Raw genomic sequence first — 12409 nt, 5'->3', positions numbered from 1 at the left:
AACAAAACACCCGGCGTCAGCCGGGTGTTTTTTATGTTTATCTGCCGGACGTGTCGCCCACTGGCGGCGGAAACGACAAGCACTCAGGCCGGACGCACGCCCAGCGTATGGCAGATGGCGTAGCTCATTTCGGCGCGGTTCAGGGTGTAGAAGTGGAAATCTTTTACCCCTTCCCGACTTAAAATCTTCACCATGTCCATAGCGATGTTAGCCCCCACCAGCTGACGGGTTTCGGCATCGTTATCGAGACCTTCGAACATTTTCGACATCCACACCGGGATACGAACGTTGGTCATATCCGCAAACTTTTTCGCCTGTTTAAAGTTGGATACCGGCAGGATACCCGGAATAATTTCCACGTCGATGCCCGCTGAGACGCAGCGATCGCGAAAACGCAGGTAGCTTTCCACATCGAAGAAGAACTGGGTGATCGCGCGGTTGGCGCCTGCCTCGACTTTGCGTTTCAGGTTGAGTAAATCCGCCTGCGCGCTTTTCGCTTCCGGATGCACTTCCGGATACGCGGCAACAGAGATATCGAAATCCCCCACCTCTTTCAGCAGGCTGACCAGATCGGCGGCATACATCTCCGGTTTACCGCTGCCCGGCGGCAGGTCGCCGCGCAGCGCGACGATATGGCGGATGCCGTTGTTCCAGTAATCCTGGGCGATAGTGCGCAGCTCATCGCGAGTCGCATCGATACAGGTCAGGTGCGGCGCCGCTTCCAGACCGGTTCGCTCTTTAATGCCCTTGATGATGCTGTGGGTGCGATCGCGCTCGCCGGAGTTCGCGCCATAGGTCACCGAGACAAACTTCGGTTTCAGACTGCTCAGGCGATCGATGGATTTCCACAGGGTTTGCTCCATTTCACTGGTGCGCGGCGGAAAGAATTCAAAGGACACATTAATCTGGCCCTGGACTTCCGCCAGGCTCTGATTCAGGGCTTCCCGCTGATTGGCGTGAAAAAAGCTCATACCTTACCTCATCAATCGCATGTAATGGCTGTTGTATTGCGAACTTCTATACGTTTAGACGTCCAGATGTAAAAATGACGGAAAAGCGCGCGGGCGTCAATAGAAAAATCTGCGTAAAGAGTGAGGAAAAGGCCGCCAATATGAAAAAAATTCATCTTCCGGCCAGAATGGATGCCGCGCAGGAAGAATTCGATCCGATGAAATTTGAAGCAGTTCAAAAAACCAGCATCTCCCCATGTTGGCCGTAGCGATTGTTATTGCAGCCGCTTATCGCTTGGTTCAGAGTAAGTAGAACGTTCTACTAGAACGTTCTACTTACTCAATAATGCTTATAAAATCTATTCGGGGATATCACCATGAGTCTGTGGTCAGGGTTCATAAAATCATTATCAAAACTGTCGATGATCGGCCGCGCCTTGATGCTGCCGATTTCGCTCCTCCCGGCCGCCGGCTTACTGTTGGCCTTCGGGGATAAATTCCATATGCCCTTGATGATGAACGCCGGCGGTATCATTTTTGATAACCTGCCAATGCTGTTTGCAATTGGTTCAGCCGTGGGGCTGGCATCAGAATCGGGTATCGCTGCGCTGTCGGCAGCCGTCTCCGTCTTCATCACTAATATCACCATTAGCACTGTGCTCGGCATTACGCCGGAGATGGCCTCTCAGGGCGGAAAATATGCCATGGTCGTCGGCATCCCGACGCTGCAGATGGGGGTTTTTGGCGGTCTCATCTGCGGTATTCTCGCGGCGTGGTGCTATAACCGCTTCCATGCGATGCAGTTGCCTGAGTTCCTTGGCTTCTTCTCGGGTAAGCGTTTCGTGGCGATCGCCACAGCATTTCTCTCATTTATCCTCGGCCTGCTGTTGCCTTATGTCTGGCAACATATCCAGGCTGGTATTGACTCACTGTCGATGGTGGTAAACGGCGACAACCAGGCCGCATCGACCTTTATTTTCGGCCTCGTTGAACGGGCGCTGATCCCACTGGGACTGCACCACATATGGTATCCCTCCTTCTGGTACTCTTTCGGCGATTACACCACTCAGGCAGGCCAGGTGATCCACGGCGACCAGACCATCTGGTTTAAAATGCTGGAAGAAGGGGTGAAATCTTTTAGCTCCGATAGCTACCAAAACGCTGGGAAGTTTATGCAGGGGGAATTCCCGCTTATGCTGTTCGCGCTTCCAGCTGCCTGTCTGGCGATGTATCACGAAGCGCATACTAAGAATAAAAAAATCGCGGCCGGTATTCTCTTCTCTGCCGCGCTGACCTGCTTCCTGACCGGCATTACCGAACCCGTAGAATTTACCTTTATCTTCGTGGCGCCGATCCTGTACGTCTTCAACGCCATCATGGCGGGGCTCTCGTACATGACAATGTATCTGCTGCATGCGCATATCGCTAAATCCTTCTCGGCGGGGCTTATTGACTATATCTCCTTCGGTATTCTGCCGTCGCTGAACGGCTATCAAACCCACTTCCTCAACGCGGTTATCGTTGGCGTGCCGATGGGGCTGATTTATTATTTCACCTTCCGGTTCGTTATCCGTCGCTTTGATGTGAAAACACCAGGCCGTACCGATATCACTGTCACCGCCGATGATAAAACCGACGCGGAGCTGGCAACGGAGATCGTCAATCTTCTCGGTGGTGCACAAAATATCGATTCCGTCGGGGCTTGTATCACCCGCTTGCGCCTGGAAGTGGCTGAGCGCGATGCGGTTGATAAAGATGGCCTCAACGGCATCGGCGCACGCGGGGTGGTCTTCGTCGGCGATAACGGCATCCAGATTATTTTTGGCGCCAGGGCGCAATTTATCGCGCAAACCATGTCGGGGATGATTGGCAAATAACAAGAAGGTGTTATGGTGTGGAAGTAGGCTTACCGTGGGTAAGCCTATGTCTGCGATCTGACGGTAATACACGCGTTGTCATGGAGCGATTTTGAAGAAAGTCAGCATTATAGATGTGGCGAAACTGGCCGGCGTCTCCGTTTCGACGGTGTCGCTGGTATTACGCCAGAAAGGAAAGATCTCCGACGCCACCATCGAAAAAGTCAACGCGGCCATCCAGGAACTTGGCTATGTACATAACGTCGCCGCCGCTAACCTTCGCGCCAATACCACCAATTTGATCGGCCTGATCCTGCGCGACTTCAACGACAGTTTTTCCATTAAAGTGATGGCGAATATCGTCCAGGAGCTGGAGAAGCAAGGCTATATGGTGATCCTCGGCCAGCCGCGCGACGATCATGACTATCTGGCCCGCTGCCTGCTGTCGTTTAAACAGCAGGGCGTCGCCGGCGTGATATATCTGGATGCCGATACCACCAGCAATGCGCTGCCTGCGGCGTTACAAGCATGTCCTCTGCCGCTGGTCGCCGTCTCGCAAACGCCGCTCGCCGGCCATCATGACCAGGTGGTCCGCGATAATCGCCAGGCCGCCAGTATCGCCGCCCGCTATTTGATTGAACGCGGCCATCGCTACATCGCCTATATTGGCGGACAGGATAATGACCTGATTCGTCAGCAGCGGCTGCTTGGCTTATACAGTACGCTGGAGAAAAACGGCATGACCGTACGGGAGGAATTTGCTCCTGCCTGCAGCGACAATACGCAGGCTGCCAGTATCGCTACCCGCCAGTTGCTGGAAAAAAATAATGCCATTACCGCCCTGCTGTGCCACTCACCGGATGCAATGATTGGCTGCCTCAGCGGCATTCATCAGGTTGGACGCACGGTGGGAAAAGATGTCTTTCTCACTCAACAGGTGGCGCTGGTGGGTTTTGAAGACATGATGCACGTGAATTTGACCTCGCCATCCTTCACTTATGTCTCTTCCGCCAGCGAAGAGACAGGACGTCAGGTAGCCTCGCTCATTATCCGCAAAATCAAAGAACCTGCCCTGCCGACCCAGCGCATTACCCTTTCCGGACAGCTGGTGGCTCGAGAGTCAGCCTGAGGCTAGCCAGTCGTCAGGTGCTCATCCAGCAGTGAGAGCCATTGCTGCACGGATTCTGCCCGGTGAGGCGCATAGATCACCCCAAGGCTTAACGGCATGCTGTCGCCTTCAGCGACAGGACAGAACACCACCCCCTGACGCTGGATTGCGGAAAAGGACGCCGGCAGGAGGATCATGCCTTCCCCACGCGCAATTCGCGCCAGCAGCACATCATGTTCGGCAGGCTCTTCCACATAAGCGGGGGTATAGCCAGCCCGGTCGAAAATACGTCGCGTGTAGTCAAAGAAATCGGGGTTACGCTCACGTTTAAACCAGAACAACGGCCGGTGATTGAGCGCGCTTAGCGTTAACGCTGGTGTGGCGGCTTCCGGCCAGGAGGCTGGCACTGCCGCGATGAGCGGCTCCTGATACGGCAATGGGTGCAAGTGCAGCCCTTCAGTATTGAGCGGCAGCGCAACCAGCGCCGCATCGAGTTTGCCTTTGCGCACCTGCTGAGCCAGCGCCGGTGAAGCGTGGCGGGTGATATGCAACGCGCGGGTATGTTCGCTCAGCGCAGATTCAACAGCGGCGAAAATGCCTTGTTCGAAGGCGGTAGTCACGCCCAGACGCAGAGACGGCGGCGAGTGAACGGAGAGCTCACTCAATGCCGCCAGCGTGCGTTCCTGTAGCGCCAGCATGGGCCGAATCATCGCCAGCACCTCTCTGCCCGCGTCGGTAAGGATCAGGCCTTTGCTATGGCGCTGAAACAGCGTCACCCCCAGCTGCGCTTCCAGATGGCGCATATGGCGACTCAGCGGCGGCTGCGAGATAAATAACCGCTGCGCCGCCCGGCTGATGTTATTTTCCTCCGCCACCACCGCAAAGGCGCGCAGCAGGCGGATATCGAGAGAATGCAATCGCGAAGTTGTCATACTGAAAAGGTATCACGAAAAGGGTATTACTCAAGTCCGGCAAACTTCCCTACCCTTCCTCTCAACGCATCATCACAGAGAGGAAAAAACGATGTCCAGCGAACGTTATATCACCGGTCAGGAAATGCTTCAGCGTGTGGACGGTCGCGGCGGGGAAGCCGTCGTCGACAGCCTGCGGGATATCGCCCCCGACTTCGCCCGCTATCTGATTGAGTTCCCCTTCGGCGATATTTACGCCCGGCCAGGGCTTGATTTGCGCAGCCGGGAAATCGCCACCATCGCCGCGCTCACCGCGCTGGGTAACGCCGAGCCGCAGCTGAAAGTGCATATTGCCGCGGGATTAAATGTTGGTCTGACGCAAGAGGAAATTACGGAAGTGATCATGCAGATGGCGGTCTACGCCGGATTCCCGGCGGCGCTAAACGGCCTGTTTGCCGCTAAAGCGGTTTTTGCGGCGCACTAACAAAAAAGACCAGGCCTGGCCTGGTCTTTTTCTCGGGATTACAGCAGCTGCGCCAGACGGTTAATATCCGACTGGATCGCCCCGGCGGTCACGTCACGCCCGGCGCCGGGCCCGCGGATCACCAACGGATTATCACGATACCAGCGGCTTTCGATAGCAAACACGTTATCGCACGGCAGCAGCGCCGCCAGCGGGTGCTCTTCGCGTACCGCTTCCACGCCGACGCGAGCTTTGCCGTTGGCATCAAAGCGCGCCACGTAGCGGAGCACCAGCCCCATCTCGCGGGCCGCCTCCAGGCGCTGCAGCATCTGCTCGTTCAGCTCTTCGCCATTCTCAAAGAAGTGATCAACCGAACCCTCTTCACAGTGCGCCGGGACCAGTGATTCCACGCGCACCTGATCCGGTTCGATGTCATAGCCCGCTTCCCGCGCGAGGATCACCAGCTTGCGCATCACATCTTTACCGGACAGATCGACACGCGGATCCGGCTCGGTCAGCCCCTGCTGCCACGCCTGATCCACCAGGTCGGTGAACGGCACGGTGCCATCGAACTGCAGGAACAGCCAGGAGAGCGTTCCCGAGAAGATACCGCTCAGGCCGAGGATGGTATCGCCGCTGTCGATCAGGTCGCGCACCGTATGGTTCACCGGCAAGCCGGCGCCCACGGTGGCGTTATACAGCCAGTGGCGCCCCGTCTTCTCAAACGCGTCGTGGATCTGGCGATACTTATCGCTGCTGCTGGCCCCCGCCAGCTTGTTGGCGCTGATCACGTGGAAGCCATGGCTGGCGAAATCAAGATACTGGTCGGCCAGCTGTTCGCTGGCGGTGACGTCCAGCACCACTAAATCATCGTACGGGTGCGCGCGCATCCACAGGAACAGCGACTCTTCATCCTGCTCCACCGCTTCATCGTTGAAGAAAGCCAGCGCCCGGCTGGCGTCCAGCCCGTCATAGTTCAGCAGACTGCGTTTACTGTCGACCACGCCGGCGAGAACAAACTCAAAGCCGGTGCGCGCCGAGAGCGTGGTTTGTTCACGGGCGAACAGCTCCAGCCAGCGGGAACCGATGTTTCCTTTGCCGAACAGCATCAGGCCAATACGCTTTTCGGCACGAAACAAGGACTGGTGCAGCCCCTGGATCAGGCTTTCCGTCGGCCCGGCGCGCAGCACGGCCACCAGGCTGATTCCTTCTTCCGACTGCCAGGTGAACTCCACTGGCTGCCCTTTCAGCTGCTGCCAGAAACGGTGGCAATGCAGGGGGTTACGGGTGACGCCAGCGCCCACCATCGCCACCAGCGCCAGCTTCTGACGCAGACGCAGCTCGCCCGGCAGACCTGCTTCATCGAGCAGCTTCAGCGCGCTGTCGGCCACCTCGGAGGTATAGCAAAACTGCAGCAGCTTGCGGTCGGCATGGACGCCAACGGCTAACGGGCGCAGCTGGGCGCGTTTGAGCAGGGCGTCCAGCTCTTTATGCGCCAGTTTGAAATCTTGACCGGCCGGCACCTGGAACTCCACCAGGCAGACGTCGTCATGGCTGGTGACAATCCGGGCGCCAGTACCGGAGGCCAGTACGCGCTCAATGCGCGTGGAACCCTGTTCCGGCGTATAGCTACAGCGTAACTGCAGATCGATATCGCTGGCGGAAACCGGCTGTAGCGTGCGGGCATGGAGCACCGGCGCGGCCAGACGCGCTAACTCGCTGGCTTCGTCCAGACGCAGCAGCGGCAGCAGACAGGCGTCTTTCACCTTGCGCGGATCCGCGCTGTACACCCCGGCGACGTCGCTCCAGATAGTGACGCGGGAAGCGCCCGCCAGCGCACCGATCTGGGTGGCGGAGTAGTCAGACCCGTTACGGCCCAGCAGGACGGTTTCACCGGCCTGGTTGCGGGAGATAAAGCCGGTCACCACCAGACGTTTGTTAGGATGCTGCGCCATCAGCTGCTGCAGCAGCGGATAGGATAATCCTTCATCCACCTGCGGCTGCGCGGCACGTTCCGCGCGCAGGAACGCGCGCGCGTCAAGCCAGGCGGCTTCCATTCCCAGCTGGTTGAGAACCGCCGCCATCAGGCGCGCGGACCACACTTCCCCATGGCCGACCACTTCCGCATAGACCGCTTCGGAAACTCCGCCGTCCAGCAGACCAGCCAGACGCTCAAGGTCGTGGATAAAGGCGGCTATCAGCGTATCCGCCGCCGCAGGCTCCACCAGACCGCCAATCAGTTCGGTGTGATAGCGGCGAAGCGACTGCTGAACCTGATGCGCAGCAAGGCGATCGCTCTGGCTAAGCTTAAGCCAGCTGATCAGCTGGTTGGTGGTGCTGCCAGCGGCGGAGACGACCATCATGTCCCCCGCCTGCGAATACTCCTTCATGATCCCCGCGACGCGCAGGTAACATTTCGCATCCGCTAAACTACTCCCACCAAATTTGTGCAGCTGACGACCCTTCGCCCCTGCCTGCGCAATCACACTCATCTTTATTCCTCGTTTGCTGCCCGGAAGCCATTTTCCAGGTCGGCAATTAAATCTTCACCATCTTCAATACCGGTCGAAATACGCAGGAGCGTTTCTGAAATTCCGGCGGCGGCACGCGCTTCAGGCGCCATGCCGGCATGCGTCATCGTTGCCGCATGGGAAATCAGGCTTTCAACGCCCCCCAGCGATTCCGCCAGTGTAAACAGCGACAGCCCGCTCAGGAAACGGCGCAGCGTCTGCTCGTCACCGTCCAGCTCGAAGCTTAACATTGCGCCAAAACCTTTTTGCTGACGCGCCGCAATTTCATGCCCCTGGTTTTCCGGCAGCGACGGATGATACAGCTTTTTCACCAGTGGCTGGGTTTTCAGATACTCGACAATCGCCAGGGCATTACGCTGCGCCACTTCCATGCGTGGAGAAAGCGTCCGCAGCCCGCGCAACAGCAGATAGCTGTCGAAGGCGCTGCCGGTGACGCCAATATTATTCGCCCACCATGCCAGTTCGGTGACAGTCGCCGGATCGTTGGCAATCACCACCCCGGCCACCACATCAGAGTGACCATTAAGGTATTTAGTACAGGAGTGCAACACCAGATCGGCGCCCAGCGCCAGCGGGTTTTGCAGCGCCGGACTCAGGAAGGTGTTATCGACCACGCTGATCGCCCCGGCTTCGCGCGCCAGACCACAGATTTTCGCAATATCCACTACCCGCAGCAATGGATTACTTGGGCTTTCGACCAGCACCAGCTTCGGTTTTTCCGCCAGCGCCGCCCGCAGCGCCTGCTCATCGTTTTGATCGACGAACTGAACGCGATAGCAGCCGCGCTTCGCCAGGCTATCGAACAGACGGTAGCTGCCGCCGTAGCAGTCGTGCGGCGCCACCAGCAGATCGCCAGGCTTAAGGAACACCGTCGTCACCAGCAGGATCGCCGACATACCGGTATTGGTCAGCACTGCGCCAGCGCCGCCCTCCAGCTCCGCTAAGGCACGCTGCACCACATCACGCGTCGGGTTGCCGCGGCGGGAGTAGTCGTGAGCGCGAGGTTCATTAAAGTCGGTGAAGTTATAGGTACTGGAGAGGTGGATCGGCGGGACAACGCAACCGTACTGCTCGTCGTCATTTAAACCGCTACGCACTGCGATGGTGGCCTGTTTACGCGTCATGTTGGGAAGTTCCTGGGCTGAATCGGTGAAAAGTCAGGCTCCAGAGTAATCATTGTCACAATAGACGTCAATACATCTGGACATCTAAACTTCTTTGCGTATAGATTGAGCAAAGTGCAAATAGCCGTTAAAATTATATGCATTAGCGCACGTCGGCGGCGGCTTATCTCATGTCAGAAAGCCTGCGCTTACGGTAAACTACGCGCAATTATAGCCCGGGCGGAATATTCTGGCCCTTCACTAATAAACAGAGGATTAAGGTATCTCATGGCTGAATGGAGCGGCGAATATATCAGCCCATACGCTGAGCACGGTAAGAAGAGTGAGCAAGTAAAGAAAATTACGGTTTCCATTCCTCTGAAGGTGTTAAAAATCCTCACCGATGAACGTACGCGTCGTCAGGTGAATAACCTGCGTCACGCGACCAACAGCGAGCTGCTGTGCGAAGCGTTCCTGCATGCCTTTACCGGACAACCGTTGCCTAACGATGAAGACCTGCGTAAAGAGCGCAGCGATGAGATCCCGGAAGCGGCGAAAGCGATTATGCGTGAACTGGGTATCGACCCGGATACGTGGGAATACTGAGACAATAAAAAGGGCGGAAGCACTCTTCCGCCCTTTTTCTTTCTCGCCCAGGCAGGCGAGAGACACAAAAAAGCCGCCCTGAGGCGGCTTCTTCTGGCAACTTACTTGCTGCCCGGGATGCTGAAGCGCTTGTTGAAGCGGTCAACACGGCCACCGGTAGCAACATCACGCTGTTTGCCGGTGAAGAACGGGTGGCATTTGCCGCACACGTCGAGGTTCAGGTCATGACCTACAGTGGAGCGGATTTTCATGACATTACCGCAAGAACAGGTAGCAGTAATTTCGTCGTAATTTGGGTGAATACCTTTTTTCATGGGAGAACCTCAGTTAAGGCCGCGTCGCTCTTCCAGCCCTAACGCCAGACACCACGCGATATTAGTAATTTCCCGTCGCCCTCTACGCTGCTGACAGCGTGAAGCACACGGTAATGGTCAATCTTCAATGCGATATAAAGCGCATCAAAGGCGGCGAATCATACAGAATTTGACCAGCATATGCAAACTGATCCGCGCCGCCTTATCGTAATGTGTATACTATCCCGCCAGATTTCAAGTCAGGAAGATGACATGCCCGTCGCCCACGTTGCCCTACCCGTTCCGCTACCGCGCACCTTTGACTATCTGCTGCCTGACGGCATGGCGGTCAAAGCGGGCTGTCGGGTGCGGGTGCCGTTCGGCAAACAGGAGCGGATCGGCATTGTCGCGGCGGTCAGCGAGCGCAGCGAGCTGCCGCTGGACGAGCTAAAACCGGTCGCGGAAGCGCTGGACGACGAACCGGTCTTCTCCGGTACCGTCTGGCGGTTGCTGATGTGGGCGGCTGAGTACTACCATCACCCGATCGGCGATGTGCTGTTCCATGCGTTGCCCATTCTGCTGCGCCAGGGTAAACCCGCCAGCGCTACGCCGCTGTGGTACTGGTTCGCCACCGAGCAGGGGCAGGCCGTCGATCTTAACGGTCTGAAACGCTCGCCGAAGCAGCAGCAGGCGCTGGCGGCGCTGCGCCAGGGCAAAATCTGGCGTCATCAGGTCGGCGAACTGGAATTTAATGAAGCGGCGCTGCAGGCGCTGCGCGGCAAAGGGCTGGCGGAGCTGGCCTGCGAAGCGCCCACCCTCACCGACTGGCGCAGCGCGTATTCGGTGGCTGGCGAACGCCTGCGTCTTAATACCGAGCAGGCCACAGCCGTCGGCGCGATCCACAGCGCCGCCGATCGCTTCTCCGCCTGGCTGCTGGCGGGTATTACCGGCTCCGGGAAAACGGAAGTGTATTTGAGCGTGCTGGAGAATGTGCTGGCGCAGGGGCGCCAGGCGCTGGTGATGGTGCCAGAGATCGGCCTGACGCCGCAAACCATCGCCCGTTTTCGCCAGCGCTTTAACGCGCCGGTGGAAGTCCTGCACTCCGGGCTCAATGACAGCGAACGTCTCTCGGCCTGGCTGAAGGCGAAAAACGGCGAAGCGGCCATTGTGATCGGCACCCGCTCCTCGCTGTTTACCCCGTTTAAAGACCTCGGCGTCATCGTCATCGACGAAGAGCATGACAGCTCCTACAAGCAGCAGGAGGGCTGGCGCTACCATGCCCGCGACCTGGCGGTATGGCGCGCCCACAGCGAACAGATCCCGATAATTCTCGGCTCGGCGACGCCGGCGCTGGAGACCCTGCATAACGTCCGCCAGGGCAAATACCGCCAGTTAACCTTAAGCAAACGCGCGGGCAATGCGCGCCCTGCCCAGCAGCACGTGCTCGATCTCAAAGGGCAACCGCTGCAGGCAGGTCTGTCTCCCGCGCTGATTGGCCGTATGCGTCAGCATCTGCAGGCGGATAACCAGGTGATCCTGTTTCTTAACCGCCGCGGCTTTGCGCCAGCGCTGCTGTGCCACGACTGCGGCTGGATAGCGGAATGTCCGCGCTGCGACAGCTACTATACGTTGCACCAGGCGCAGCACCATCTGCGCTGCCACCATTGCGACAGTCAGCGCCCTATCCCGCGCCAGTGCCCCTCCTGCGGCTCCACGCACCTGGTGCCGGTGGGTATCGGCACCGAACAGCTGGAGCAGGCCCTGGCGCCGCTGTTTCCTGACGTGCCTATCTCGCGTATCGACCGCGATACCACCAGCCGCAAAGGGGCGCTGGAAGAGCATCTCGCCGCCGTCCATCGCGGTGGGGCGCGTATTTTAATTGGCACCCAGATGCTGGCCAAAGGCCACCACTTCCCGGACGTCACCCTCGTCTCCCTGCTGGACGTCGACGGGGCGCTGTTTTCCGCGGATTTCCGCTCCGCCGAGCGTTTCGCTCAGCTCTATACCCAGGTCTCCGGGCGAGCGGGGCGGGCAGGAAAACAGGGCGAAGTGATCCTGCAAACCCACCATCCGGAACACCCTCTGCTGCAGACCCTGCTGTATAAAGGCTACGACGCTTTCGCCGAACAGGCGCTGGCAGAGCGGCAGACAATGCAGCTACCGCCGTGGACCAGCCATGTGCTGATTCGTGCGGAAGACCATAACAACCAGCAGGCGCCGCTGTTTTTACAACAGCTGCGCAATCTGCTGCAGGCCAGTCCGCTGGCCGACGACAAGCTATGGGTGCTCGGTCCGGTTCCGGCGCTGGCGCCGAAGCGCGGCGGCCGCTGGCGGTGGCAGATATTGCTGCAGCATCCTTCGCGGGTGCGCCTGCAGCATATCGTCAGCGGTACGCTGGCGCTGATCAATACGCTGCCGGAGGCGAAAAAAGTGAAGTGGGTGCTGGATGTCGATCCTATTGAAGGGTAAGCCTTCTCTTGCGAGCCGGATCGAAAAATTCAACAAGCATCACGTTTTTCATGAAAATTCTGTAACTCACTGCCGCGACTATCTGATAAAAAAGATGCAGCAGTTAGCGCGCAAGGGAA

The 12409-nt window shown here is 58.0% G+C and carries 11 protein-coding genes; 6 read left to right on the top strand and 5 right to left on the bottom strand.

Going from position 1 to position 12409, the window contains the following annotated elements; genetic code table 11:
- Positions 1–83: 83 nt before the first annotated feature.
- Positions 84–971 carry a methylenetetrahydrofolate reductase gene (metF, locus tag ABLV76_RS15550; protein WP_004203682.1) on the bottom strand — a complete coding sequence of 296 codons (888 nt, stop codon included), beginning with the start codon at positions 969–971 and terminating at the stop codon, positions 84–86.
- Positions 972–1045: 74 nt separating this feature from the next.
- Between metF and ABLV76_RS15545 the strand changes: the two genes are divergently transcribed.
- The 3 genes from ABLV76_RS15545 to ABLV76_RS15535 all read left to right on the top strand — a co-directional run bounded on the left by ABLV76_RS15545 (position 1046) and on the right by ABLV76_RS15535 (position 3935).
- Positions 1046–1219: a hypothetical protein gene (locus ABLV76_RS15545; RefSeq protein ID WP_017899816.1), complete on the top strand. Its 174-nt coding sequence runs from the start codon at positions 1046–1048 to the stop codon at positions 1217–1219.
- Positions 1220–1327: 108 nt separating this feature from the next.
- The gene (locus ABLV76_RS15540; protein WP_032455467.1) at positions 1328–2827 is read left to right on the top strand and encodes a PTS transporter subunit EIIC; all 1500 of its coding nucleotides are present in this window, start codon (positions 1328–1330) and stop codon (positions 2825–2827) included.
- 91 nt (positions 2828–2918) lie between these two features.
- Complete coding sequence (locus ABLV76_RS15535) at positions 2919–3935, top strand: substrate-binding domain-containing protein (protein WP_064189998.1); 1017 nt, start codon at positions 2919–2921, stop codon at positions 3933–3935.
- Between the two features lie 2 nt (positions 3936–3937).
- On the opposite strand, the gene ABLV76_RS15530 is transcribed toward ABLV76_RS15535, so the two are convergent.
- Positions 3938–4846, bottom strand: coding sequence for a LysR family transcriptional regulator (locus ABLV76_RS15530; RefSeq protein WP_048326182.1), 909 nt, complete (start codon positions 4844–4846; stop codon positions 3938–3940).
- 91 nt (positions 4847–4937) lie between these two features.
- Here ABLV76_RS15530 and ABLV76_RS15525 point away from each other — a divergent pair, with 91 nt between their 5' ends.
- Positions 4938–5309, top strand: a complete 372-nt coding sequence (locus ABLV76_RS15525; RefSeq protein WP_017899820.1) for a carboxymuconolactone decarboxylase family protein — start codon at positions 4938–4940, stop codon at positions 5307–5309.
- A 38-nt stretch (positions 5310–5347) separates the two neighbouring features.
- On the opposite strand, the gene ABLV76_RS15520 is transcribed toward ABLV76_RS15525, so the two are convergent.
- Both ABLV76_RS15520 and metB read right to left on the bottom strand, forming a co-directional pair.
- A complete protein-coding gene (locus ABLV76_RS15520; protein ID WP_017899821.1) occupies positions 5348–7780 on the bottom strand; it encodes a bifunctional aspartate kinase/homoserine dehydrogenase II in 2433 nt (810 codons plus the stop codon).
- Positions 7781–7782: 2 nt separating this feature from the next.
- On the bottom strand, positions 7783–8943 hold the full coding sequence (metB, locus tag ABLV76_RS15515) for a cystathionine gamma-synthase (protein WP_004203678.1): 1161 nt from the start codon (positions 8941–8943) through the stop codon (positions 7783–7785).
- A gap of 267 nt (positions 8944–9210) precedes the next feature.
- Between metB and metJ the strand changes: the two genes are divergently transcribed.
- A complete protein-coding gene (metJ, locus tag ABLV76_RS15510; RefSeq protein ID WP_002882924.1) occupies positions 9211–9528 on the top strand; it encodes a met regulon transcriptional regulator MetJ in 318 nt (105 codons plus the stop codon).
- A 101-nt stretch (positions 9529–9629) separates the two neighbouring features.
- On the opposite strand, the gene rpmE is transcribed toward metJ, so the two are convergent.
- Positions 9630–9842, bottom strand: a complete 213-nt coding sequence (gene rpmE / locus ABLV76_RS15505) for a 50S ribosomal protein L31 (RefSeq protein WP_002882922.1) — start codon at positions 9840–9842, stop codon at positions 9630–9632.
- Between the two features lie 252 nt (positions 9843–10094).
- Here rpmE and priA point away from each other — a divergent pair, with 252 nt between their 5' ends.
- Complete coding sequence (gene priA / locus ABLV76_RS15500; RefSeq protein WP_032455464.1) at positions 10095–12290, top strand: primosomal protein N'; 2196 nt, start codon at positions 10095–10097, stop codon at positions 12288–12290.
- Positions 12291–12409 lie beyond the last annotated feature (119 nt).

Source organism: Klebsiella sp. GB_Kp047, assembly GCF_040065235.1.
Taxonomy (GTDB): Bacteria; Pseudomonadota; Gammaproteobacteria; order Enterobacterales; family Enterobacteriaceae; genus Klebsiella; species Klebsiella quasipneumoniae.
The sequence above is the reverse complement of the archived record's forward strand: the minus strand, read 5'-3'. Positions and strand labels throughout refer to the sequence as shown.

Bases quoted from the DNA above. Each gene is read 5' to 3' on its own strand.
- metF (WP_004203682.1), bottom strand. From the start codon at position 971: ATGAGCTTTTTTCACGCCAATCAGCGGGAAGCCCTGAATCAGAGCCTG.
- ABLV76_RS15545 (WP_017899816.1), top strand. From the start codon at position 1,046: ATGACGGAAAAGCGCGCGGGCGTCAATAGAAAAATCTGCGTAAAGAGT.
- ABLV76_RS15540 (WP_032455467.1), top strand. From the start codon at position 1,328: ATGAGTCTGTGGTCAGGGTTCATAAAATCATTATCAAAACTGTCGATG.
- ABLV76_RS15530 (WP_048326182.1), bottom strand. From the start codon at position 4,846: ATGACAACTTCGCGATTGCATTCTCTCGATATCCGCCTGCTGCGCGCC.
- ABLV76_RS15525 (WP_017899820.1), top strand. From the start codon at position 4,938: ATGTCCAGCGAACGTTATATCACCGGTCAGGAAATGCTTCAGCGTGTG.
- ABLV76_RS15520 (WP_017899821.1), bottom strand. From the start codon at position 7,780: ATGAGTGTGATTGCGCAGGCAGGGGCGAAGGGTCGTCAGCTGCACAAA.
- metB (WP_004203678.1), bottom strand. From the start codon at position 8,943: ATGACGCGTAAACAGGCCACCATCGCAGTGCGTAGCGGTTTAAATGAC.
- metJ (WP_002882924.1), top strand. From the start codon at position 9,211: ATGGCTGAATGGAGCGGCGAATATATCAGCCCATACGCTGAGCACGGT.
- rpmE (WP_002882922.1), bottom strand. From the start codon at position 9,842: ATGAAAAAAGGTATTCACCCAAATTACGACGAAATTACTGCTACCTGT.
- priA (WP_032455464.1), top strand. From the start codon at position 10,095: ATGCCCGTCGCCCACGTTGCCCTACCCGTTCCGCTACCGCGCACCTTT.